21 protein-coding genes, 1 tRNA gene and 1 riboswitch are annotated in these 22,308 nt (G+C 71.7%); of the genes, 6 read left to right on the top strand and 16 right to left on the bottom strand.

The window, feature by feature from the left end; translation table 11 throughout:
* Positions 1 to 12: 12 nt before the first annotated feature.
* Positions 13 to 783, top strand: a complete 771-nt coding sequence (locus KF887_18050; GenBank protein ID QYK41250.1) for an alpha/beta fold hydrolase — start codon at positions 13 to 15, stop codon at positions 781 to 783.
* A 4-nt stretch (positions 784 to 787) separates the two neighbouring features.
* Here the strand turns inward: KF887_18050 and KF887_18055 are convergent, their stop codons facing one another.
* From KF887_18055 to gcvT, 11 genes are all read right to left on the bottom strand, one after another.
* The gene (locus KF887_18055) at positions 788 to 964 is read right to left on the bottom strand and encodes a CTP synthetase (GenBank protein QYK41251.1); all 177 of its coding nucleotides are present in this window, start codon (positions 962 to 964) and stop codon (positions 788 to 790) included.
* A 74-nt stretch (positions 965 to 1,038) separates the two neighbouring features.
* On the bottom strand, positions 1,039 to 1,908 hold the full coding sequence (locus KF887_18060; GenBank protein ID QYK41252.1) for a dimethyl sulfoxide reductase anchor subunit: 870 nt from the start codon (positions 1,906 to 1,908) through the stop codon (positions 1,039 to 1,041).
* Between the two features lies 1 nt (position 1,909).
* Entirely contained in the window at positions 1,910 to 2,653 is a 744-nt protein-coding gene (locus KF887_18065) for a 4Fe-4S dicluster domain-containing protein (protein ID QYK41253.1), read from the bottom strand.
* Positions 2,650 to 5,400 (bottom strand): molybdopterin oxidoreductase family protein, encoded by a 2,751-nt coding sequence (locus KF887_18070; protein ID QYK43644.1) that lies wholly within the window; start codon positions 5,398 to 5,400, stop codon positions 2,650 to 2,652. The genes KF887_18065 and KF887_18070 overlap by 4 nt, the downstream gene beginning before the upstream one ends.
* 122 nt (positions 5,401 to 5,522) lie before the next feature.
* Positions 5,523 to 6,266, bottom strand: coding sequence for a sulfite exporter TauE/SafE family protein (locus tag KF887_18075; protein ID QYK41254.1), 744 nt, complete (start codon positions 6,264 to 6,266; stop codon positions 5,523 to 5,525).
* 38 nt (positions 6,267 to 6,304) lie between these two features.
* A tRNA-Ala gene (locus KF887_18080) sits at positions 6,305 to 6,380 on the bottom strand.
* Positions 6,381 to 6,473: 93 nt separating this feature from the next.
* Positions 6,474 to 6,926: a thioredoxin fold domain-containing protein gene (locus tag KF887_18085; protein QYK41255.1), complete on the bottom strand. Its 453-nt coding sequence runs from the start codon at positions 6,924 to 6,926 to the stop codon at positions 6,474 to 6,476.
* A 140-nt stretch (positions 6,927 to 7,066) separates the two neighbouring features.
* Positions 7,067 to 9,904: an aminomethyl-transferring glycine dehydrogenase gene (gcvP, locus tag KF887_18090; GenBank protein QYK41256.1), complete on the bottom strand. Its 2,838-nt coding sequence runs from the start codon at positions 9,902 to 9,904 to the stop codon at positions 7,067 to 7,069.
* A gap of 19 nt (positions 9,905 to 9,923) precedes the next feature.
* Positions 9,924 to 10,403 (bottom strand): SRPBCC domain-containing protein, encoded by a 480-nt coding sequence (locus tag KF887_18095; protein QYK41257.1) that lies wholly within the window; start codon positions 10,401 to 10,403, stop codon positions 9,924 to 9,926.
* Positions 10,393 to 10,752: a glycine cleavage system protein GcvH gene (gene gcvH / locus KF887_18100; protein QYK41258.1), complete on the bottom strand. Its 360-nt coding sequence runs from the start codon at positions 10,750 to 10,752 to the stop codon at positions 10,393 to 10,395. The genes KF887_18095 and gcvH overlap by 11 nt, the downstream gene beginning before the upstream one ends.
* 9 nt (positions 10,753 to 10,761) lie before the next feature.
* The gene (gene gcvT / locus KF887_18105; GenBank protein ID QYK43645.1) at positions 10,762 to 11,883 is read right to left on the bottom strand and encodes a glycine cleavage system aminomethyltransferase GcvT; all 1,122 of its coding nucleotides are present in this window, start codon (positions 11,881 to 11,883) and stop codon (positions 10,762 to 10,764) included.
* Positions 11,884 to 12,032: 149 nt separating this feature from the next.
* Positions 12,033 to 12,142: riboswitch (glycine riboswitch) on the bottom strand.
* 74 nt (positions 12,143 to 12,216) lie between these two features.
* On the opposite strand from gcvT, the gene KF887_18110 reads away from it, so the two are divergent.
* The gene (locus KF887_18110; GenBank protein ID QYK41259.1) at positions 12,217 to 12,765 is read left to right on the top strand and encodes a gamma-glutamylcyclotransferase; all 549 of its coding nucleotides are present in this window, start codon (positions 12,217 to 12,219) and stop codon (positions 12,763 to 12,765) included.
* Here the strand turns inward: KF887_18110 and KF887_18115 are convergent.
* Together KF887_18115 and KF887_18120 are read right to left on the bottom strand one after the other, a co-directional pair.
* Positions 12,762 to 14,021 (bottom strand): MATE family efflux transporter, encoded by a 1,260-nt coding sequence (locus tag KF887_18115; GenBank protein ID QYK43646.1) that lies wholly within the window; start codon positions 14,019 to 14,021, stop codon positions 12,762 to 12,764. The two genes, KF887_18110 and KF887_18115, sit on opposite strands and share 4 nt — an antisense overlap.
* A gap of 351 nt (positions 14,022 to 14,372) precedes the next feature.
* Positions 14,373 to 16,373 carry a helix-turn-helix transcriptional regulator gene (locus tag KF887_18120; protein QYK41260.1) on the bottom strand — a complete coding sequence of 667 codons (2,001 nt, stop codon included), beginning with the start codon at positions 16,371 to 16,373 and terminating at the stop codon, positions 14,373 to 14,375.
* A gap of 152 nt (positions 16,374 to 16,525) precedes the next feature.
* Between KF887_18120 and KF887_18125 the strand changes: the two genes are divergently transcribed.
* A complete protein-coding gene (locus KF887_18125; GenBank protein QYK41261.1) occupies positions 16,526 to 16,678 on the top strand; it encodes a hypothetical protein in 153 nt (50 codons plus the stop codon).
* 14 nt (positions 16,679 to 16,692) lie between these two features.
* Here the strand turns inward: KF887_18125 and KF887_18130 are convergent, their stop codons facing one another.
* Genes KF887_18130 through ubiA form a run of 3 tightly spaced genes read right to left on the bottom strand, consistent with a single transcriptional unit; the run spans position 16,693 to position 20,197 of the window.
* The gene (locus tag KF887_18130) at positions 16,693 to 17,025 is read right to left on the bottom strand and encodes a hypothetical protein (GenBank protein QYK41262.1); all 333 of its coding nucleotides are present in this window, start codon (positions 17,023 to 17,025) and stop codon (positions 16,693 to 16,695) included.
* Entirely contained in the window at positions 17,022 to 19,061 is a 2,040-nt protein-coding gene (locus KF887_18135; protein QYK43647.1) for an OmpA family protein, read from the bottom strand. The genes KF887_18130 and KF887_18135 overlap by 4 nt, the downstream gene beginning before the upstream one ends.
* 53 nt (positions 19,062 to 19,114) lie before the next feature.
* Entirely contained in the window at positions 19,115 to 20,197 is a 1,083-nt protein-coding gene (gene ubiA, locus KF887_18140; protein ID QYK41263.1) for a 4-hydroxybenzoate octaprenyltransferase, read from the bottom strand.
* Between ubiA and KF887_18145 the strand changes: the two genes are divergently transcribed.
* The 3 genes from KF887_18145 to KF887_18155 all read left to right on the top strand — a co-directional run bounded on the left by KF887_18145 (position 20,114) and on the right by KF887_18155 (position 22,256).
* Positions 20,114 to 20,851 carry a 16S rRNA (uracil(1498)-N(3))-methyltransferase gene (locus KF887_18145; protein ID QYK41264.1) on the top strand — a complete coding sequence of 246 codons (738 nt, stop codon included), beginning with the start codon at positions 20,114 to 20,116 and terminating at the stop codon, positions 20,849 to 20,851. The two genes, ubiA and KF887_18145, sit on opposite strands and share 84 nt — an antisense overlap.
* A gap of 65 nt (positions 20,852 to 20,916) precedes the next feature.
* Entirely contained in the window at positions 20,917 to 21,699 is a 783-nt protein-coding gene (locus KF887_18150; GenBank protein ID QYK43648.1) for a GNAT family N-acetyltransferase, read from the top strand.
* Positions 21,696 to 22,256, top strand: coding sequence for a hypothetical protein (locus KF887_18155; GenBank protein QYK41265.1), 561 nt, complete (start codon positions 21,696 to 21,698; stop codon positions 22,254 to 22,256). The genes KF887_18150 and KF887_18155 overlap by 4 nt, the downstream gene beginning before the upstream one ends.
* Positions 22,257 to 22,308: the final 52 nt, after the last annotated feature.

Raw genomic sequence — 22,308 nt, forward strand, 5'->3', positions numbered from 1 at the left:
TAAAGGGGTGGCATGCTGACCACACACCGCTTCGGCCCCGACCCCGCGCCCGCGTCGCCGCCGATCCTGATCGTCCACGGGCTTTTCGGCTCGGCCCGCAACTGGGGGGCCATCGCGCGCCGCCTGGGGCAGGACCGCAGCGTGATCACCGTGGATCAGCGCAACCACGGCGAAAGCCCCTGGCTGCCGACACAGGGCTACCCCGAGATGGCCGCCGATCTGGCCGAGGTGATCGCCGCGCAGGGCGGGCCGGTGGATGTGGTCGGGCATTCCATGGGCGGCAAGGCCGCGATGATGCTGGCGCTGACCCGCCCCGATCTGGTGCGGCGGATGGTCGTGGCAGATATCGCGCCGGTCGCCTATACCCATGACCAGACGCGCCACATCGACGCGATGCGCAGCCTTGACCTGGGCGGCCTGTCATCGCGGGCCGAGGCCGACCGGCGCCTCGCGCTGACCACGCCCGACGCGGCCCTGCGCGCCTTCTTCCTGCAATCGCTGGATCTCAAGTCCGACCCGCCCCGCTGGCGGCTGAACCTCGACGTGCTGGCGGCAGAGATGCCCCGGATCGTCGGCTGGCCCGATGCCGTCGACGGCCGTTTCGACGGCCCGGTGCTGTTCCTGTCCGGCGCCGAAAGCAGCTACGTCCGCCCCGATGACCGCCCGGCGATCCGTGCCCTGTTTCCCGCCGCGCGCTTTGCCAGGATTCCCGGCGCGGGCCACTGGCTGCATGCCGACAAGCCCCGGGAATTCGAGGAAACGCTGCGCGTGTTCCTGTCCTGAACCTTCAGCCCAGACGCCGCGCGACCAGCCAGGACACCGGCAGCGCCACCACGAAGCCCAGGATCGCCGCCACCAGGATGGGTTGCAGCGTGTCATGCCCGGTGGCCAGCGCCACCACCACCAGCGAACCGGCCAGCGTCACCGAGGCCATCGAATAGATCACCATCAACAGGCGGGTCATGCCGTTCCTCCGTCATTGCCCGCCCGACCCTGCCGCAACCCGGCCCGGCCCGCATTGACACGGATCAAGCCAGCCTAGCGCCGCCCGTAGTACAGGCCCACCACATGCTCGGCCTCGGCAAAGAACAGCCAGCGCGCGGCAAACGCCCCCGCGACATGCAGCACGATCGCCACCGCCTGCCCCGGCCATCCCGGCACCACCAGCAGCACGACGGCGGGCGCCACCGCCGCCCCGCCCACAGCGATCACCCGCAGCCGCGCGGCATGGCGTCGCCCGACGACATGGATCATCTCGCGCATCAGATAGTTGCCGCCGGTATGCGGCTGCTCGAACACGTCGACCCGGCCGATGCCGCCCAGCCCGGTTGCCGTGCCCATGGTCTGCCCCGCCCGGCCAAAGGCCGCATCACCCTCGCGGAAGGCAAGAACCAGCAGCGCCGCCAGCGCGGCGCAAAGCGCCGGCGCCGAGGGCAGGCCCGCCAGGATCGACCCGCCCGTGGCCGCGAACCCCAGGAACAGCGCCGGCGTCACCGGATGGTGCCAGCGCGGCACCGCCCGGATCTGGGCATAGATCATCCCCGTCGCCACCACCGCCAGCACGCACAGCGCCGCGCCGATCCAGGCCCACCAGCCCGGCCAGCCAAAGCCCAGCCAGTCGGACAGCGCCACCGGCGCCAGCCAGGCCAGCGCGGACAGGCTGGCCCAGGCCTCGCGCGACAGCCAGGAACTGCGCCACTGGGTAAACGCCAGCAACGCCCGGCGCGGCTGGCCCAGATGGAAGGTCGAGGCGACAAGCCCGGCCACCGCCAGCCCGTAGCCCAGCCCCCAGGCCACAAAGGCGGTCGCGCCCGCGACGCGCGGCACACCCAGCCCCAGCAGCGCCAGAAAGCCGAAGCCCAGCCCCGACAGCACGGTGAACACGATGACCGATGGTGCGGGGTGCATGTCAGAGACGCCCCAGCAACCGGTCGAGCCAGCCCGCGATTCCCGTCGCCTGCACATCCGGCAGCGGCGCCAGCGGCGGCGCCTGCATCGGCCGGTCCTTGGGGCGCGGCGGCAGGTAGCGGTTGACCGGCCGCGTGCCGAGGTCGGGCATCAGGCCGAATCCGCCGCGTTCGGCCACCAGCCGCGACACCGCGCTGCCGGGGTCCGCCAGATCGCCGAAATGCCGCGCGCCGGTCGGGCAGGTGCGCACGCAGGCCGGGATGCGGTCGGCCTCGGGCAGGGTCTCGTCATGGATGCGGTCGGCGCAGAGCGTGCATTTCTTCATCACGCCATGGCCCGCGTCCAGTTCGCGCGCGCCATAGGGGCAGGCCCAGGCGCAAAGCCCGCAGCCGATGCAGGCATCCTCGTTCACCAGCACGATCCCGTCGTCGGCCCGCTTGTAGCTGGCCCCGGTCGGGCAGACCGTGACGCAGGGCGCATCCTCGCAATGCAGGCAGGACCGGGGCATGTTCACGATCTGCGCGGGTCCCTCGGGCGGGGTGATCTGATAGGAATGCACCCGGTTCAGGAAGGTGCCCGACGGGTCCGCGCCATAGGGGTCCTGATCCGAAAGACCGCCGCCGCCATCCGGCACCCGGTCGTTCCAGCCCTTGCAGGCGGTCACGCAGGCGTGGCAGCCCACGCAGGTGTCAAGGTCGATCACCAGGCCCAGCTTGCGCGGGGTGTCTGCGGGCAGACAGGTCATGCGCCACCTCCGGCCCGTGCCGCCGCGATCGCGGCCGGGCTGTCCTGCCGACCGCCACCCGCAACCGGCACCGCCCGCTGCGCCGGAATGTCCGGCGCCCGCGGCGTGCCGGGCGCCACCCGCTCGACCCTTACGCGCAGGTCGAACCAGGCCGCCTGCCCGGTCACCGGGTCGGAGTTCGCCCATCGCAGCCCGTCGCCCCGGGCCGGCAGCAGTTCGTGGATCAGGTGGTTCAGCAGGAATCCCCGTGTCGCCTCCGGCGCACCGGGCGAAAGCGCCCAGGCGCCCGCCCGCTTGCCGATGGCGTTCCAGGTCCAGACCGTGTTCTCGTTCAGCGCGGCCATGTGCGCGACCGGCACCACGATCTCGCCCGTGGCAGATGTGACGCGCGCCATGTCACCCTCGGCAAATCCCTGCGCCTGCCAGACCCTCGTCGGCAGATACAGCACGTTGTGACCGTGGATCTGGCGCAGCCAGGCGTTCTGCGACCCCCAGGAATGATACATCGCCATCGGCCGCTGCGTCAGCGCATGCAGCGGATAGGCGGCATCCTCTCCGCCCGCCGGATACCACAGGGGCAGCGGGTCCATCGCGCGCTTCAGCTGCGGGCGCAGGTGGTCGGGCGGCTGGTGCCATCCCGTCCCCTCGGCGGCCATCTGGAACCGCCGCAGCGGATCGGACCAGAGGGTGATCAGGCAGGGTTGCGGGCTGTCGAAAATCGACATCTCCACAGCCCAGTCCTGATAGGCCATGTTCCACGGCTTGAAGAAACGCGCCCCTTCCGGCACATGCGCCTGGAAGAATCCGCCATTCTCGACATAGGCGGCGATCTGCCCGGGGTTCGGCGCCCCGCGTCCGGTGGCGCTGCCATCCGCGCCCCGGAACCCGATCAGCGGGCCGACACCGGGCCGCCGTTCATGGCGCTGCATGTAGTCCGCATAGTCGCGCCACACCGCGCCGCCCTGCACGTCGGTCATCCCCGGCAGGCCCAGCCGCACCCCCAGATCCAGCAGCACCGACTGGAACGCCCGCACCCCGTGCGGCCCCGGCCGCTCGGGCTCCAGCACCGGCCAGCGGATCGCATCCGCCGCCGCATCAGGTTCCGAGATCGGGCGGTCCAGCATGCTGATGCAGTCGTGCCGTTCCAGATAGGTCGTGTCGGGCAGCACCAGATCGGCATAGGCCACCATCTCCGAGGCATAGGCATCCGCCACGATGATCCGCGGGATGCGGTATTCGCCGTCGTCACCCCGGTCGGTCAGCATCGCCATGACCTGCGCGGTGTTCATCGACGAATTCCACGCCATGTTGGCCATGTAGAGCATCAGCGTGTCGATCGGGTAGGGATCGCCCGCATGCGCGTTGGAAATCACCATGTGCATCAGGCCATGGGCGGAAAACGGGTTCTCCCAGGAAAACGCCTTGTCGATCCGCAGCGGCCGGCCCGCGGCATCGACGGCCAGCTGGTCCGGTCCACGCGGAAAACCCAGGTGCGGCCCCGCCAGCGGACGGCCCGGCACCGCCACGGCATGCGGCGTCGGATGCGCCTCCAGCGGCTTGGGATAGGGCGGCTCCATCCGCCAGGAACCCGGCGTCTCGACCGCGCCCAGCAGCGCCTGCAGCAGGTGGATCGCCCGCGCCGTCTGGAACCCGTTGGCATGCGCCGAGATGCCCCGCATCGCGTGGATCGCCACCGGACGCCCCACCATCCGCGGATGGGCATCGCCCCGGAAGTCCTGCCACGGCGTCTCGATCACCACCGGCATGTCAAAGGCCACGCGCGCCAGTTCCGCCGCCAGGGCCCGGATACGCGCCGCCGGGATCCCGCAGCGCGCCGCCACGGCCTCGGGCGCGTGGTCGGGCGTCAGGTAGCGTTCGGCCAGATGGGCGAACACCGTCCGGCACCCGTCCCAGACCGCGCCCAGATCGGGCTCCACCCCCGGCCCGTCCCAGGGGGCGGGCGCGCCGCTGCGCCGGTCGATCACGAAGGGCTGGCTTTCCGCGTTCTTCAGGATCAGCCCGTCCGGCCCCACCAGATGCGGCGCATTGGTGAACCGCGCCAGAAACTCCAGGTCCACCTTGCCCGCCTCCAGCAGGCAATGCACCAGGGCCAGCACGAAAAGCCCGTCGGTGCCCGGCGTGATCGGATACCAGTCGTCGGCGACGGCATTGTATCCGGTGCGGATCGGGTTCACCCCCACCACCCGCACCCCGCGCGCCTTCAGCTTCCCGATGCCGATCTTGATCGGGTTCGAATCGTGGTCCTCGGCCACCCCGAACAGCAGGAAGATCTCGGCCCGGTCCCAGTCGGGCGCCCCGAACTCCCAAAACGCCGAACCCACGGTCATGATCCCGGCCACCGCCATGTTGACCGAACAGAACCCGCCATGCGCCGCCCAGTTGGGCGTCCCGTATTGCTGCGCCCACCATCCGGTGAAGCTCTGGCTCTGGTCGCGGCCGGTGAAAAAGGCGAAGCGCTCGGGCGCCGTCTCGCGCAGCGGCCGCAGCCAGCCCGCCGCAAGCTCCAGCGCCTCGTCCCAGCCGATCTCCTCGAACTGCCCCGATCCGCGCGGCCCCACCCGCCGCAGCGGCGCGCGCAGCCGCGCGGGCGATGTCACCTGCATCAACCCCGCCGCACCCTTGGCGCACAGCACGCCCCGGTTCACCGGATGGTCGCGGTTGCCCTCGATATGGGTGACGCGGCCGCCCGACAGATGCACGTCGATCCCGCAGCGGCAGGCGCACATGTAGCAGGTGGTCTTGCGCACCTCCGATGGCTGGCCTGTCACCACGTCCTCCCGCAACGCCCGGTCGCGGCCACTCTGCCCCGCCGCGCGCCGACTGACCAGAGGGCGGAACCGCCCCGCCGTCAGATCGCCGACCGCGCCAGCCCCGCCACCGCCAGCACCGCAAGCAGCAGGATGGCGAACCGCCGGAACTCGGCGGGCGGGGTCGACAGGAACCGCCGCCCCCCGGCCCAAACCCCCAGGCTCATCGCCGGAAACAGCAGCAGCACCGCCCAGGCCGTGCCCACGCCCACCATCCCGGCCTGTGCCATGACCGGCAGCGACCAGAGGTCGAGCGCCGTGAAATAGGCGATCAGCGTCGCGCGGAAGGTCGCCGCCGGCACGCCCTGCGCGGCGAACCAGGCCGCGACCGGCAGCCCCCCCACCGCGGCCCCGTTGGCCAGCCCCGACACCAGCCCCACCGCGACATGCGGCCCCATGCCGCCGGGCCGCACCCGCCAGCCCAGCGCCAGCAGCCCGCACATCGCCAGCACATAGACCGAAATCGCCGCCCGCGCCGCGTCGGTCCCCACCTGCGCCAGGGCCCAGACCGATACCGGAACGCCCAGCAGGCAGCCCGCGAACAGCCACCCGACGCGGCGCCAGTCCACATCCGCCCGGATGCCCCGCGCCTGCTGCACCGTCAGCGCCAGATCGGCCAGGATCACCACCGGCACCAGATGCAGCGGGTCGGTCACAAGCGCGCCGCCGGTCACCACCAGCGCCGCAAAGCCGAACCCCGAATACCCCCGAACGAACCCCGCCCCCCCGCACACCGCCAGCAGCCACAGCGCGGCGGGCCAGGACAGATCGAACGGCAGTGTCACGCGGGGTTCCGCATCATCTCAGCTTGTCCGGGAGGGTCTGGTGGAGCAGAGGGGGATCGAACCCCTGACCTCGTCATTGCGAACGACGCGCTCTCCCAACTGAGCTACTGCCCCACTGGCGGCGGGGTTTGGCATCGGCGCGGGGCGAAGTCAAGCGGTCCCGCGCGGGAACCCGCCCGCCGGATGCCCGCCTTCGCACCCGGGCCGTCACCCCCGCGCCGGGGCCGCCGTGCGGCTGCGGGCGAAGGCCACGATCTCGGCCGCGGGCCGTGCCCCGGCCAGCCGCGCCACCTCGCGCCCGCCGTCATAAAGGATCAGCGCCGGGATGCCCCGGATGCCCGCCCGGGCGCCAACCTCGGGATGATCCTCGGTGTTCAGCTTCATCAGCCGGACACCGGGCGCCAGCGCGGCGGCAGCCCTGGCGAACTCGGGCGCCATCATGCGGCAGGGGCCGCACCAGGGCGCCCAATAGTCCACCAGCACCGGCAGACCGTCGCCCGCCACCACGCGGTCATGCGTGGCCGCATCCAGCGGGCGCACCTGCCCGTCGGCCAGCCCCGCCCCGCAGGCGCCGCATTTCGGCCCGCCCTCCAGCCGCGCCAGCGCCACCCGGTTGCCCTGCCCGCAGGCCGCGCAGGTCAGCCGCACCGTCCCGGTCATCTCGCCCTCCATCACATTCCCCGTCGCGAATGTGATGTGCGGCAGGGCCGGGTTCAAGGCCGCGGCGGCCAGACGCAGGCCAGACGCGCGCCAGACGCGCGCCAGACCGTCAACCTTGCGTTAACCCTGGAAAGCCAAGCCTATTCAGCGGCTTCCGCGTAACTTTCGACCGGCGGGCAGATACAGACCAGATTCCGGTCGCCATACACATTGTCCACCCGCCCCACCGGGGGCCAGTACTTGTCGACGCGGAAGGCCCCGGGCGGGAAGCAGCCCTGTTCGCGCGGATAGTCGCGCGTCCAGTCCGCCACCAGATCTTCGACCGTGTGGGGCGCATGCCGCAAGGGGCTGCGGTCGGCGGCGATCTCGCCCCGTTCGACGGCCGCGATCTCCTCGCGGATTGCCAGCAGCGCGGTGACGAACCGGTCGATCTCGGCCTTGGTCTCGCTCTCGGTGGGTTCCACCATCAGCGTCCCGGCCACCGGCCAGCTCATCGTCGGCGCATGGAATCCGTTGTCGATCAGGCGCTTGGCAATGTCGTCGACGGTCACGCCCGCCTCGGCAAAGGGCCGCGTGTCCAGGATGCACTCATGCGCCACCCGGCCCTTGTTGCCCATGAACAGGATCGGATAGGCCCCGCGCAGTCGCGCCGCGATGTAATTCGCGTTCAGGATCGCGACACGCGTCGCCTGCGCCAGCCCCGGCCCCCCCATCATCAGGCAGTAGGCCCATGAAATCAGCAGGATAGAGGCCGATCCGAAGGGCGCGGCACTGACCGTTCCCTGGCCTCCGGTCTGCGGATGACCGGGCAGGAAGGGCGCCAGATGCGCCTTCACCCCGATCGGCCCCATCCCCGGCCCGCCCCCGCCATGCGGAATGGCAAAGGTCTTGTGCAGGTTCAGGTGGCTCACATCCGACCCGATCTCGCCCGGCTTCACCAACCCGACCAGGGCGTTCATGTTCGCCCCGTCCAGATAGACCTGCCCGCCGTGATCATGGGTGATGCGGCATATCTCGCGGACCGTCTCCTCGAACACACCATGGGTGGACGGATAGGTGATCATGCAGGCCGCCAGGTTGCCCCCGGCAGCCGCGGCCTTGGCGCGGAAATCCTCGACATCCACATCGCCGTTGGGCGCCGTCTTGACCACGACCACCTTCATCCCCGCCATCTGCGCCGAGGCGGGGTTGGTGCCATGGGCCGAGGTCGGGATCAGGCAGACGTCGCGGTGCCCCTCGCCCCGCCCCCGGTGATAGGCGGCAATCGTCAGAAGGCCCGCATATTCCCCCTGCGCACCCGAGTTCGGCTGCATCGAAAAGGCATCGTAGCCGGTGATCTCGCACAGCTTTTTTGCAAGATCATCAATCGCTTCGTGGTATCCCGCCGCCTGGTCGGCCGGAACGAAGGGATGCAGCGACCCGAACTCGGGCCAGGTGATCGGCATCATTTCCGCCGCCGCGTTCAGCTTCATCGTGCAGGACCCCAGCGGGATCATCGCCCGGTCCAGGGCAAGGTCACGGTCCGACAGGCGCCGCATGTAGCGCATCATCTCGGATTCCGCCCGGTTCATGTGAAAGACCGGATGCGTCAGATAGCTGGTCTCGCGCAACATTGACTCGGGAAATCCGAGGGTTGCGCGGTGCGGCGGCACGCCCTCGATGCCGAAGGCGCGCAGCACCCGCACCAGAACCGCCTCGTCGGTCGTCTCGTCCAGGCTGATCCCCACGCGATCCGTACCGATCTTGCGGAAGTTCAGGCCCTCCTGCCGGGCGGCGGCCAGGATGCCCGCCTGCCCCACCCCCACCTCGACCGTGATCGTGTCGAAGAACGCCTTGGGCGATACCTTGGCCCCCGCCGCCTTCAGCGCCCGGGCCAGCCGGTTGGTCAGGAAATGCACCCGCTCGGCGATCGCGCGCAGGCCCTTCGGACCGTGAAAAACCGCGTAGAAACTGGCCATTACCGCCAGCAACGCCTGCGCGGTGCAGACATTCGACGTGGCCTTCTCGCGCCGGATGTGCTGTTCGCGGGTCTGCAGCGACAGCCGGTAGGCCTTGTTGCCGCGCGCGTCGATCGACACCCCGACGATCCGCCCCGGCATGGCGCGCTTGAGGTCGTCGCGGCAGGCCATGAAGGCGGCATGCGGCCCGCCATACCCCATCGGCACGCCGAAGCGCTGCGACGATCCGATGGCGATGTCGGCGCCCATCGCCCCGGGTTCCTTGATCAGGCACAGCGCCAGAAGGTCGGTCGCGACGATGGCGATACCCTTGGCGGCATGGACCTTGGCGATCAGGGCGGTGAAGTCGGTGACATGGCCATAGCTGCCCGGATACTGGAAGATCGCGCCGAAGACCTTTGACGGATCAAGGTTTCCGACCATGTCCTCGATGATCTCGATGCCCAGGGGCAGCGCGCGGGTGCGGATGACCTCGATAGTCTGGGGATGGCAGAACCGGTCGACGAAGAAGGCGCGCGCCTTCGATTTCGCGCTGCGCTCGGCCATGGTCATCGCCTCGGCCGCCGCCGTCGCCTCGTCCAGGAGCGAGGCATTGGCGACCGGCAGGCCGGTCAGATCGGCAACCATCGTCTGATAGTTCAGAAGCGCCTCGAGCCGCCCCTGCGCGATCTCGGGCTGATACGGGGTATAGGCCGTGTACCAGGCCGGATTCTCCAGGATGTTCCGCTGGATGGCAGGCGGGGTGACGGTGCCGTGGTAGCCCTGCCCGATCAGGCTGGTCATCACCCGGTTCCGCGCCGCCACCGCGCGCATCCGCGCCAGAAGCTCGTGCTCGGCCAGCGGCGCCCAGGACAGCGGCGTGGATTGCCGGATCGAGGCGGGCACCGTCTCGTCGATCAGCGCATCGAGGTCGGGCACGCCCACGGCATCCAGCATCGTCTCCATCTCGGCCGGCGAAGGGCCGATGTGGCGGCGGTTTGCAAAATCGTAGGGGTTGTAGTCGGTGGGGGTGAAGGTCATCGCGTCGGCTCCTTCGCGGTCATTCGACAAGCGCGGCCAGTTGGGCAAGGGACGATCCCATGCCCGCCGCATGATCCTGGGCGGAGATGCCGGGCGGCACGCCCGTGGCGACGATGCGCACCAGCGTGCCGCCGGGCCGGGGCTCGAATTGCCAGTCCATCCGCATCTCGCCCTGGAACTGCGGATCATCGCTTCGGAAACGGCTGACAAAGGCAAGGTGCGCGGGCGGATCGACCGTCACGAACTGCCCGGCCACCACATCGCTGGCACCGCCAGACTTGCCGCGCACGGCCGGGTCGTCATGCGTCAGCACGATGCGGAAGGGCCGGCCCGGGCGCGGATCGAACAGTTCGACCCGCCCCGACATGCCCCGCGGCGGCAGCCAGTGGACCAGCATCGCGGGATCGGTCCAGCACGAGAACAGCCGGTCCCGCGGCGCCGGGATCAGGCGTTCCGCAACATCGGTGCGCCCCCGGGCCGCTGGTCGGTCAGGCGACATAGTCGGCGTACTCGTCCTCGTCCATCAGGTCGTCGAGCACCGACAGGTCCTCGACCGCCATCTTGAAGAACCAGGCCGCGCCCGTCGGATCGGCGTTCACCAGGCCCGGGTTGTCCACCAGCTTGGCGTTCACCTCGACGATCTCGCCATCGACCGGGGCCAGGATGTCCGACGCCGCCTTGACGCTTTCGATCACGCAGACCTCGTCGCCCTCGGCCACCATCGTCTCGACTTCGGGCAGTTCCACGAAAACCACGTCACCCAGTTGCGTCGCGGCATGTTCGGTGATGCCCACCACCACAAGGTCGCCCTCGACCCGCAGCCATTCATGTTCCTTGGTATACTTCATGTCGCGTCCTCAGCGCTTGTAGGTGGAGGGTCGGAAGGGAAGATCGGTGACGGCCAGCGGCAGCCGCCTGCCCCGCACCTCGCCGGTCAGCGGCGTTCCGGTGGCGGCATAGGCGGCGGCGACATAGCCCATGGCAACGGGCCGGTCGAGCGACGGCGAGAACCCGCCCGAGGTGACGGCGCCGACCGGCGTGCCGTCCGTGGCAAAGATCGCCGTGCCCTCGCGCATCGGCGCGCGGCCCTCGGGGGCCAGCCCGACGCGCAGCCGCTCGGGACCCTCGGCCAGTTCATGCAGGATGCGCGCGGCCCCGGGGAACCCGCCCGCCCGCGCGCCGCCCGCCCGGCGGACCTTCTGGATCGCCCAGGCCAGCCCCGCCTCGACGGGCGAGGTGGTGGTGTCGATGTCATGGCCATAGAGGCACATCCCGGCCTCCAGCCGCAGGCTGTCGCGTGCGCCCAACCCGATGGGCGCGACCTCGGGTTCGGCCAGCAGCGCCTCGGCCAGGGCAACGGCATGGGCCACAGGCACCGACACCTCGAACCCGTCCTCGCCGGTATAGCCCGACCGCGAGATCCACAGGTCGCCGAAGGCCGATGCAAGGACCGCCACATCCATGAAACGCATGCCCCCCACACCGGGCACATGGCGGGCCATCGCGGCCTCGGCGGCCGGGCCCTGCACCGCGATCAGGGCACGGTCGGTCACCGGCACGACCTCGGCCGCGTCGGACAGATGCGCCTGCATGTGGGCGATGTCGGCCGCCTTGCAGGCCGCGTTGACCACCACGAACAGGTGATCGCCCCGGTTGGCAAACATCAGGTCGTCCAGGATGCCGCCGGTCGCATCGGTGAACAGGCCATAGCGCTGCCGACCCACGGCAAGGCCCGCCACATCGACCGGCATCATCGCCTCGAACGCGGCGCAGAGTGCGGCCATTCCGGCCCGCGGCCGCAGGATCACCTGGCCCATGTGGCTCACGTCGAAAAGCCCGGCCGCCGTCCGGGTGTGCAGGTGTTCCCGCAGCACGCCGGGCGCGTATTGCACCGGCATCGCATGACCCGCGAAGGGCACCATCCTGGCCCCCTGCGCGACGTGCAGGTCGTGAAGCGGCGTGTGCAGCAGTTCGTCCATCATTCCCCCGGCCGGTCGTCCGGCAGCATCCTTCACGGCAGGCCCGCGCCCGCCCGTCTGATGCCCCCTCTGTCCCTGCCGCGGATGCGGCGCCTGAGATCGTTATCCCTTCGGCGCCCCGGACTGTCCGGGGTCTCTCCAGAGTTTCTGTGTCCGGTCCGGTCCCTTGTGCCTGAGAGTTTACCGGGGCGGTTGCTCCTTCGGCACCGGCAGACACGCAACGGCTTGCGCGCGCGCCGGATTCTCCCGATCCTGACGCCCAAGGTCTAGCCGCTGCGCGTGGCGGCTGGCAAGGGGGGACAATGGCACGCGGCACCGCCAAGGGAAAACCGCATGACGGAACGGCTGTTCTGCTTCGCCTCGCTGGTGAACCGCACGACGCATGGCATGACCCGGATGGAACCGGCGCAACTGATCGGCTGGCGCCGGGTCTGGGTGCATACGGTGGCGCGGCGCGTGGCCTATCTGACGATGCGGCCGGCCGAGGGCGTGACGCTGGGGCTGCTCGCCGAGGTGCCGGATGGCGACTGGGCCGCGCTCGACCTGCGGCAACTGGCCTATGACCGCGTGACGGTCACGGCGGACACCGCGGCCGGGCCGGTGGCCTGCCATCTCTATGTCGTGCCCGAAGCGGGGGTATCCGCGCCCGCGGCGGCGCATCCGATCCTGCTCAGCTATGTCGATTGCATCGTGCAGGGATACATGCAGGCGTTCGGGGCCGAGGGGGTTGCGCGGTTCTTCGCGGAAACCGACGGCTGGGACGCGCAGGTGCTGAACGACCGGGCCGAGCCGCGCTATCGCCGCGCCCGCGTGCTGACGGCGCAGGAACGCGCGGCGGTGGACGAGGGCCTGGCGGGAACGGCCGCGCGGATCATCGGCTAGCGCATCGCGCGGCGGGCCTGCCAGACCGCGATCGCGGCAAAGATCACGCCGCCGACGCCCTGCCCGATCAGCACGCCGGAGGCGCCCAGCCACATCCCGCCCGCGATGACCAGCGGCACGGTGCCGATGGTATGCCGCCCCCAGTTCACCAGTGTCGACTGGAACGGGCGGCCAAGGTTGTTGCAGGCGGCATTGGCCACGAAGATCGCCCCGTTGAAGAAGAACAGAAGCGCCAGGGGGCCGCAGAACAGGTAGACAAGGTCCCGGGTCAGTCCCTCGGCCCGGAACAGGTCTGCGATCGGGGCCCGCAGGGCGAACAGCACGGCTGCGGCGACGGCCACCACGAGGGCGGTGAACCACAGCGCGGCGGCAAAGGCCTCGCGCACCCGGTCCATGCGCCCGGCGCCGATGTTCTGGCCGATCACCGGGCCGACCGCACCGGACAGGGCAAAGATCACGCCGAAGGCCAGCGGGGTCAGACGCCCGGCAATCGCCATGCCCGCCACCGCCGCCTCGCCGAAGGCGGCCATCGCGCGGGTCACCCAGGCCTGGCCGAAGGGGGTTGCGACCTGGGTCAGGATGGCCGGGCCGGCGATGGCAAAGACCGGCCGCAGGTCGGCGGCAAGGCCCGCCGCCGTCGGCCGGTCAAACCCGCCGTGGTGGCGCAGGATGGGGCGGAGGGCGGTGGCGGCGATGGTCACCCGCGCCGCGACCGAGGCGAGGGCGGCGCCGGTCAGGTCCAGCCCCAGCCCGAAGATCAGGATCGGGTCGAGCACCGCGTTGACCAGCCCGCCAAGGATCGTGGCCAGCATCGCGCGGCGGGCATCGCCATGCGCGCGCAGGATCGCCCCGCCGATCATGCCCACCATCAGTAGCGGCTGAGAGGGCACGATGATCGACAGGTAGTGGATTGCATGGGCCTCGGTCGCGCCCGTAGCCCCCAGCAACCGCACCAGCGGCCCCAACCCCAGCCACACGGCAGCGGCGAAGATGGCGCCGAACCAGAGACCGTGGAACAGGGCGGTGCTGGCGCGGTGGCGGGCGAGGGCGGGGTCGCGGGCGCCGGCGGCGCGGGAGACGAGGGCGCCGGCGGCGATCGACATGCCGATGCCGACCGAGGTGGTGAAGAACAGGATCGCCCCGGCATAGCCCACGGCCGCGGCAAGCTCGGCCTGGCCGAGCCAGGAGATGAAGACCATGTCCACGAAATCGACCGCGAAGATCGCCATCAGCCCCACCGACGATGTCAGCGACATCACCGCTATGTGCCTGAAAAGATTGCCTTCGGTGAAGCGGCCCTGCGGGGCGGCCGTGCCGCTGCCCTTGTCCTGCATGCCCGCCCCCCCTGCGGCGCCGGTCGCGCCCGTCCGTGACCCGCCCCGTTGCGGGGCCGGTGACCGACTGTCTAGCCTGCCGGGGCGCAGGTGCAAGGCGGGGCGGTGGCGGGGCTTGCAAGCCCTTGCGCACGCTGGATTAATCGGGGGGCATGGCGGGCAGCGGCCATCCCGCATCCGTCCTGCATCCGTCCCGCGCGCGTATGGCATCCGTCCCGACAGGGCGCGCGCACCGCCCTGTTAACCTGCAACGGCGAATCGGGGGGCACCCGCCTAGCCCGCCGCCCCTTCCCCCCCCGCGCGGTCAAGCGCGGCCGCCAGCCGGTCGCATTCGGCAAGCGCGTGCGACCCCGGTTCCGCGGCAAAGACCGCCCGCGCCGCCGCCAGATGGTCACGGGCGGCCGACAGATCGGCCGGGCCGGCGCCAAGCGCGTGGCGGGCCAGAGCAAGATTGGCCAGGTTCCATTGCGTCCGCGCCCAGAGAAAGGGGGTAGCGTCGCGGGTGCCTTGGGCAAGGCTGGCGCTATAGGCCTGCGCGGCGTCCGACAGGGCGCCGTGGTCGTTCGTCAGTGCACCCAGCCCCCGCAGGGCAAGACCGAGGTTGTTCTGCGTTGCGGCCCAGTCCATCGGCGCCTCCTGCGGCGCCAGGACGGTCAGCGCCGCCCGATAGGCCGCAACGGCCTGCTCCAGAAGGTCGGGGTCGTCCTGCCGGGCGCCCAGCGATTGCAGCGCGCTGCCGAGGTTGGCATGCGACTTGGCCCAGTTCATCGGCGCCGCCTGCGGCGTCCAGACCGTCAGCGCCGCCCGATGGGCCGCGACGGCCTGCTCCAGAAGGTCGGGGTCGTCCTGCCGGGCGCCCAGCGATTGCAGCGCGCTGCCGAGGTTGGACTGCGACTTGGCCCAGTTCATCGGCGCCTCCTGCGGCGTCAGGACGGTCAGCGCCGCCCGATAGGCCGCGACGGCCTGGTGCAGCAGCGTGGGGTCGCCCTGCCGCTCGCCCAGTGCAAACAGCACGGTGCCGAGGTTGTTCTGCGTCGCGGCCCAGGCCATCGGTGCCGTCTGCAGCGTCCAGACCGTCAGCGCCGCCCGATGGGCCGCGACAGCCTGATCCAGCACGGCGGGATCGCCCTGCCGACGGCCCAGCGATTGCAGCGCGGCGCCGAGGTTGGTCTGCGTCGCGGCCCAATCCATCGGCGCCGTCTGCACCGTCCGGACCGTCAGCGCCGCCTGATGGGCCGCGACGGCCTGGTCCAGCAGGGCGGAATCGCCCTGCCGCTCGCCCAGCGATTGCAGCGCGATGCCGAGGTTGGTCTGCGTCGCGGCCCAGGTGTCAGGGTTGCGGGGGCGGGAGGTGATTTTCTCGCAGGCGCGGAAGGTGTTCAGGGCGCGGGTCAGGTGGTCGCCGGTGGCCTGCCGTTCGCCGATGGCCAGATGGCAGATGCCGAGGCTGGTCAGCGCCATCGCCTGTTCCGGCGCCTTCGCCCGGTCATGGTTCATCCGGGCGAGGGCAAGGGCCACGAACAGGTCGAAGGGGTCGCCCTGCCGTTTGCCGCGTTCGCGCCATTCGGTCAGCAGGCGGTTGACGGCGCGGGTCAGGTCGCCGGGCTGGGGAGTGGCGCGCAGGCGCCGGACCAGGCGTTCGGCGGCGGAGTCCGGCCGGTTCAGGATACGGTCCTGCCGCAGGGCGGCGTCCTGCAGGGCCTCGATCTCGGCCTCGCGGGCGCGGATTGCCTGATCGAGCGCATCACCTGCCGCCTGCGTCTCGCCCCGGTCGTTCATCTCGGCCACCCGGCGCAGCACGGCGGCCAGACGGTCATCCATGTTGCCGATGCGGTCGAGTTGCGCGCGCATCGCATCGGCCGCGCGAAGGGCGCCCCGGAGCGCGTCATAGGCGGTGCTGATGTCGATGAACCCCTGACCGGCCGCCTGTTCGGCCAGCCCGATCAGCAGCGCCTCGGCGGTGGCGGGCGCGTCGGGGTCGGCCTCGGCCCGGCGGATCAGGCGGTCGGCGTCGGCATCGGCGGCAGCCTCGGCCCCGGGGTCGATGTCGGACGAAAGGAAGGGGTCGATCAGGGATTCGGAAAGGCCGAGCGTCCGGATCAGCTTGCCCACGGTGCGGGCGCTGATCTGGCGGCGGCCCTTCTCGATGTTCGAGAGGAAGGACTTGCCGGTCGGCACCGCACCATCCGCGACCATTTCGCTGGCAAGCCGGTCGAGGGTCCAGCCGCGCAGCGCGCGTGCGCGCTTCACGTGGCGCCCGAAGTCGTCCAGCACGTCCTGTGCAACTTTCGGCAATGTCCGACCACCCTGTGCAACATGCGGACAACCCTGTGAGATCGCGCCGGAAGGCCGGTTCGGGCGACACTCAACCCGTCATGACACGACCTTAACAGGCGGGCCCGCCGCAACGTCAAAGGAAAATGGCGATGTGGCTGTTCGAGATGCTGAGTGCGCCGGATGCGGCGCGGGTGATCAACCTGGCCTGGGCGGCGCTGATGCTGGCGCAGGCCTGCGGGATGAATGCGCGGGCGGCTGCGGCGGCGGGGGTGGTGCTGTACCTGCTGTCGGCGGCGATGTGACGGGCCGGGGGCGCCTAGCCGGCGCTGGCGTGCATGCGCTCGATATAGGCGCGCATTTCCTCGGCCTCGTGCCGGACGGCGCGCAGGCCGTCCATGGCGGCGCGAAGCTCGGCCTCGGTCTGGCTGAGCTGGTTGCCGAGGTCGGCCTCGCGTTCCTCGATGTAGACGAGGGCGCGGTCGCGTTCCTCCTCGGCCTCGTGCAGGGACTGGGCGAGGCGGTCGATCTCGCCCATGTCGCCGCCGGCGACGCGGGTGAAGCGGTGCAGCAGCCAATGGGTGAACCAGCCGAGCAGGTAGGCCCCGAACAGCACGACGGTGGCGACGATGATGAATTCGGTGCGGTTCATGGCGAGGTGTCGGCGCCCGGGCGGCGGGGCGGGCGCGGATAGGTTTCATCGGAGGGTTCGAAGGCGGGCGCGGGTTCGGCCCCGGGTGCGGTTTCGGCGGTGGACAGGGTGATCGAGCGGGTGAGGCCGTTGACCGGATCGGCCGCGCCCTGCGCCAGCACCAGGGGGCCGTCGGATGCCGCGGGTTCGGCGCCGGGTTCGGCAGGGGCGGCGACCGGTTCGGCGGGGGGGGCGAGAAGCGTGAACTCGATGCGGCGGTTCGCCTCGCGTCCCGCCTCGGTGGCGTTGTCGGCGATCGGGCGGGCCTCGCCATAGCCCCTGGCGAAGACGCCGTCGAGCGGCAGGCGGCGGCCCTGCAGCGCGGCGAGGACGGCGCGGGCGCGCGCCTCGCTGAGCGCGGCGTTGCCGCCCTCGCTGCCCTGGCTGTCGGTGTGGCCCGCGATCTCCATCGCCAGCGGCGGGCAGCCGCGCAGAACCGCTGCCAGCGCATCGACGGTGGCGGTGGCGGGGCCCGCGATCTCGGACGAGCCGGGGGGGAAGGTGATCTTCTGTGCGGCCAGCACGGCGTTCAGGCGGTCGATGCAGACCTGCGGTTCGGGCAGGGCCGCGTCGGGATCGAGCGCCTCGTCATAGCGGACGTCGACGGTGAAGGTCTGGCCGGGGCCGAGGCGGTCGGACAGCAGCTGGGCGATGCGGGCGCGGGCGTCCTGCCGGCCGGTGACGCCCCGGACGGCGACCAGATCGGCCCGGACGGACAGCGCGCCCTCGTCCAGCTGGGCGAGGGATTCGAGGCCGGCCAGCACGCGGACCGGCCAGCCCTCGGGCAGGTCGGCATCAAGCCGGGCGGCGGTGTAGACGGCATCATGGCCGAAGCGGGCGCGGGCGAAGCTGTCGACGGCGCCGCGCACCAGATCGTCGGTCAGCCGGCCGCGCAGTTCGACCCGTCCCGCGGCCAGGGTGGCGGTGAATTCGGCCGGGCCTTCCTGCGTGGCCTTTTCGGGCACCGGGGGTGTGGCGGTCAGCGAGAACACGGGGGGCAGCGCGGTCTGGAGTTCGCCCACGACACGGTCGAAGGCGGCCTGCGAGGTGCCCTGCGCCGCCGTCAGGGTGATGTCGGCATCCGAGAAGGTGACCGTGCCCTGCCCGAGCGCCCCGACCGCGTTGATCGCGGCAACCGCCGCCTCGCCCCAGCGGGGGGTGGGCACGCCGAGGCCCACGGTGCAGGCCTGCTTGCCGGTCACGCCCGCCTGCGCGCCCGCCGAAAGGATGCGGTCGCGCGCGCGGTCGGTATCTGCGGAACAGGCATCGAAGCGGGCGCCTGCGGCGTCCTTGACGAAGCGCAGCGTGAAGGGGGTGAGCACCGGGCGGGGCGCGGATATCACGATCTCGGCCACGACGCCGCCGGGGACGCGCCGGGCCAGATCAGCCTCCCACTTGCGCTTTTCGGCCTCGCTTCCGGCGATCGCGGTGACGGTGACCCGGTCGGCGGCCACCGAGATCTTGGAGCGCGGCAGCATCGCCAGCGCCGCCATCGCGAAATCCACGGCATCCGTCCAGCCCTCGGGCGCGGGCCAGTTCGCGACCTCCAGCATGTCGGCCACGGGCGAGCCGCCGGCGATGGCGGTCGCCTCGGCCGCGAGGTCGCGCGGTTCGTCGCTGCCCGCCGCGGGCAGGAGGCCGATCAGCGACAGGTCGTCGTCGTTGCGCAGCATCTCGAGCAGGAAGCGCGGCGCCTCGGGCGCGCGCAGCGCCACGACGTCGAGTTCGTCGCGCACCCGGTTGGCGTCGATCACGCCACCCGCGAGGTTCAGGGCGCGCAGGCGCTGCGCCTCGTTCGGGGCAAGGCCCGACAGCACGACGCGCAGACCATCGGCCTGCACGTCGGCCCAGGTGATCCCGGCCGTCAGAAGCTGCGATTTCACTGCGCGCGCGGTGCGCGCCTCGACCGCATGGACCGCCCAGACCGAGACGAGCGCGGCCAGACCGGCGGCCACCGTCACGGCAGCGGCGGCCGGGATCGCGGGACGTCGGGCCAGATGGTCGAGCAGGGTCATACCCTTCCTGTATTGCCCGAAGGCGCCGGGATCAATCAGACGGCTGCGGCACCGGCAAGAAACAGCGCAACGATCAGGCCCGCGTCGCGGTTCGACCGGAACAGGCGCAGGCAGACATCCGGGCTGGTGGTATCGAGCCGGGCCAGTTGCCAGGCCATGTGCCAGCCGAACCCCCAGACCCCGCAGAGCGCGACGGCCAGCGCCGCCAGCGATGCCCCGGCGGGAACAAGCGCCGCGATCACCGCCGCCGCCATCAGCAGGACCGAGGCGATCAGGAAGCCGCGCAGCCAGAGGCGCGAGCCTGCGTCGCCGAACAGCCGTGCCGTGGACTTGACGCCGATCAGCGCGTCATCCTCCTTGTCCTGATGGGCATAGATCGTGTCGTAGAACAGCGTCCAGGCGATGCCCGACAGCCACAGCAGGCCGGCCGCGACGCCCACGCCGCCGGCATGGGCGGCCCAGGCCACCCAGATGCCCCAGTTGAAGGCAAGCCCCAGAAAGACCTGCGGCCACCAGGTGAAGCGCTTGGCAAAGGGATAGACCGCGACAAGCGCCAGCGAGGCCACGCCCAGCATGATGGCGACAGGGTGGAAGGTGAACAGGATCAGCGCCGCAAGCAGTGCCTGGGCGACCATCCAGACCAGGGCCTGCCGCACCGTGACCTGGCCGGATGGCAGGGGACGGCTTTTCGTGCGGGCAACCCGGGCGTCGAAATCGCGGTCGGTGATGTCGTTCCAGGTGCAGCCCGCGCCCCGCATCAGGAAGGCGCCGATGCCGCATCCGGCCGCGATCCACAGGTCATGGGCGCGGAACCCGCCCCCGGCGGCGGCGGCAAGGGCCAGCCCCCAGAGGCAGGGGATGTAGAGCAGCCAGGTGCCGATCGGCCGGTCGGCGCGCGACAGCCGCAGGAAGGGGCGCGTCGCGGCGGGCGCGTGGCGATCCACCCAGTTGCCGCGCGGCGCGTCGGCCACCCGGCCCGCGGCGGCCGCGGCAGGCCCTTCCGTCCCCGGCGCTTCGGTCATAGGTTGCCCTTCATGGCACAGGAAAAGGTCCGCCTTCATGTAGAGCACCCGCTGGGCGCGGGGCAAGACGTGCCCCTGACGCAGGCGCAGGCGCATTACCTGTTCGGGGTCATGCGGCTGGCCCCGGGGGCGGGCGTGGCCCTGTTCAACGGGCGGGATGGCGAGTGGCGGGCGGAGGTGGCCGAGGCGGGCAAGCGCGGCGGCCGGCTGACCTGCACCGGGCAGACCGCGCCGCTGCGTCTGCCGCCCGACCTGTGGCTGCTGTTTGCGCCGCTGAAGAAGGGGCGCACCGATTTCATCGTCGAGAAGGCGGCGGAACTGGGCGCCGCGCGCATCCTGCCGGTGCAGACGCGGTTCACCAATGCCGAACGGCTGCGGCAGGACCGGTTGCAGGCGCATGCGGTGGAGGCGGCCGAGCAATGCGGCGGCACCTTCGTGCCGCCGGTGTCCGAGTTGCAGCCGCTGGACCGGGTTCTGGACGGCTGGCCCGCCGACCGGTGGCTGATGTGGTGCGACGAGGGGCTGGCCGGACAGGGCGCGGCGCTGCCGGGTGCGATGGCGGGCGCGCGCGGTGCCCCCTGGGCGATCCTGATCGGCCCCGAGGGCGGCTTTCACGAGGCCGAGGCGCGGCGGCTGCGCGCGATGCCGCAGACCCGCGCGGTCAGTCTTGGCCCGCGCATCCTGCGTGCCGACACCGCGGCGGTGGCGGCGCTGGCGCTGTGGCAGGCGGCGCTCGGGGACTGGGGATGAGGCGCGCGCGACAGGGCGAGGAGGCGGCGCTGGAGTCCTGCCTGGCGCGACACCCGGAGGGGTCGATGTTCCCGCGCGCGAACCTGTCGCGGCATGGGCTGGGGCCGTCGGACCATCCGCATGCCACGCGGTTCTGGTGTGCGGCGGCGCCCGGCGGCACGGTGCGGGCGGCCGTCGGGCTGACCGGCGAGGGGATGATCCTGCCGCAGATGGCCGACGCCCTGCCGCGTGACTGGGCCGACCTGCGCCGGGCGCTGCGCGGGGCGGGGGTTTCGGGGGCGGTGTGGCCCGCGGCGCCGCTGCGCCGCGTGCTGCGGCGGCTGGGCCTGCGGGCCGCCGCGACCCGGCATGACGCGGATGAGCCGGGGATGGCCCTGGACCTGGCGACGCTGCGGGTGCCGGACGGTGCGGGCAGGCTGACACCGGCCGCGGCCGCCGATCCGGCGATCCTGATGGCCTGGCGGGCCGACTACCACGTCGAGCTGTTCGGCGAGACGGCGGAGCGGGCGGCCGCGCGGGCGCGGCGCGACATCGCGCTTTATCTCGGCGCGGACAGCCACCGGGTGCTGTGGCAGGACGGACAGCCCGTGGCCTTCACCGGCTTCAACGCGGCCCTGCCCGACATCGTGCAGGTGGGGGGCGTCTGGGTGCCGCCGGCGCTGCGCGGGCGCGGCCTTGCCCGCCGGGCGGTGGCGCTGCACCTGGCCGAGGCGCGGGCGGCGGGGGTGCGGCGGGCCTGCCTGTTCGCGGCAAGCGCCGCAGCCGCGCGGGCCTATCGCGGGATCGGCTTCGGAGAGGCGGCAGCGATGGCGCTGGTGCTGTTCCGGCAGGTGGAGCGTGTCGCATGAGCCTGTTCCGGCCCGAGGCACTGGCGGCCCTGCGCCCCTGGCGCGAAGCGGCGGCGGCGGCGGCGGTGGCGGCGCTTGGCCTGCGGATCGCGGCCGAGGGCGGGCTGATCCTGGTGCCGCTGGGCCTTGCCGTTGCGGCGCTTGGGGCGGGCTGGGGGCTCTACGCGCTGCGCCGCCTGCGGTTCGCGCAGGACGTGGCGGCCCCCGGCGTCGTCGAGGTGAACGAGGGGCAGATCGCCTATATGGGCCCGGCCTTCGGCGGCTATGCGGCGCTGCCCGACCTTGTGGAGATCCGGCTGATGACGATGCGCGGGCGGCGGCTGTGGCGGCTGCGGCAGACCGATGGCGAGGTGCTGCTGATCCCGGTGGATGCGGCGGGGGCCGAGCGGCTGTTTGATGCCTTCGCGGCGCTGCCCGGAATGGACACCGGCGCACTGGTCGCGGCGCTGAACGGCGGGGCGGCGGGGGGGCGCGCGGCGGCGGGCACGGCGCTGGCCGCGGGACCGCAGATGCAGACCGTGTGGCGGCGGGCGGGAACCGGGCTGGCGCCCACCTGACCCCCGACCCCGGGCACCCTTGACTTGACCCGGCCGCGCCGTCACCTCTTGG

The organism is Paracoccaceae bacterium, assembly GCA_019454225.1.
Classification (GTDB): Bacteria; Pseudomonadota; Alphaproteobacteria; order Rhodobacterales; family Rhodobacteraceae.

What these genes read in the sequence shown, in the direction of transcription:
- KF887_18050 (QYK41250.1), top strand. Translation starts at nt 13, where the DNA reads ATGCTGACCACACACCGCTTCGGCCCCGACCCCGCGCCCGCGTCGCCG.
- KF887_18055 (QYK41251.1), bottom strand. Translation starts at nt 964, where the DNA reads ATGACCCGCCTGTTGATGGTGATCTATTCGATGGCCTCGGTGACGCTG.
- KF887_18060 (QYK41252.1), bottom strand. Translation starts at nt 1,908, where the DNA reads ATGCACCCCGCACCATCGGTCATCGTGTTCACCGTGCTGTCGGGGCTG.
- KF887_18065 (QYK41253.1), bottom strand. Translation starts at nt 2,653, where the DNA reads ATGACCTGTCTGCCCGCAGACACCCCGCGCAAGCTGGGCCTGGTGATC.
- KF887_18070 (QYK43644.1), bottom strand. Translation starts at nt 5,400, where the DNA reads ATGTGCGCCTGCCGCTGCGGGATCGACGTGCATCTGTCGGGCGGCCGC.
- KF887_18085 (QYK41255.1), bottom strand. Translation starts at nt 6,926, where the DNA reads ATGACCGGGACGGTGCGGCTGACCTGCGCGGCCTGCGGGCAGGGCAAC.
- gcvP (QYK41256.1), bottom strand. Translation starts at nt 9,904, where the DNA reads ATGACCTTCACCCCCACCGACTACAACCCCTACGATTTTGCAAACCGC.
- KF887_18095 (QYK41257.1), bottom strand. Translation starts at nt 10,403, where the DNA reads ATGTCGCCTGACCGACCAGCGGCCCGGGGGCGCACCGATGTTGCGGAA.
- gcvH (QYK41258.1), bottom strand. Translation starts at nt 10,752, where the DNA reads ATGAAGTATACCAAGGAACATGAATGGCTGCGGGTCGAGGGCGACCTT.
- gcvT (QYK43645.1), bottom strand. Translation starts at nt 11,883, where the DNA reads ATGGACGAACTGCTGCACACGCCGCTTCACGACCTGCACGTCGCGCAG.
- KF887_18110 (QYK41259.1), top strand. Translation starts at nt 12,217, where the DNA reads ATGACGGAACGGCTGTTCTGCTTCGCCTCGCTGGTGAACCGCACGACG.
- KF887_18115 (QYK43646.1), bottom strand. Translation starts at nt 14,021, where the DNA reads ATGTCGCTGACATCGTCGGTGGGGCTGATGGCGATCTTCGCGGTCGAT.
- KF887_18125 (QYK41261.1), top strand. Translation starts at nt 16,526, where the DNA reads ATGTGGCTGTTCGAGATGCTGAGTGCGCCGGATGCGGCGCGGGTGATC.
- KF887_18130 (QYK41262.1), bottom strand. Translation starts at nt 17,025, where the DNA reads ATGAACCGCACCGAATTCATCATCGTCGCCACCGTCGTGCTGTTCGGG.
- KF887_18145 (QYK41264.1), top strand. Translation starts at nt 20,114, where the DNA reads ATGGCACAGGAAAAGGTCCGCCTTCATGTAGAGCACCCGCTGGGCGCG.
- ubiA (QYK41263.1), bottom strand. Translation starts at nt 20,197, where the DNA reads ATGCGCCTGCGCCTGCGTCAGGGGCACGTCTTGCCCCGCGCCCAGCGG.
- KF887_18150 (QYK43648.1), top strand. Translation starts at nt 20,917, where the DNA reads ATGTTCCCGCGCGCGAACCTGTCGCGGCATGGGCTGGGGCCGTCGGAC.
- KF887_18155 (QYK41265.1), top strand. Translation starts at nt 21,696, where the DNA reads ATGAGCCTGTTCCGGCCCGAGGCACTGGCGGCCCTGCGCCCCTGGCGC.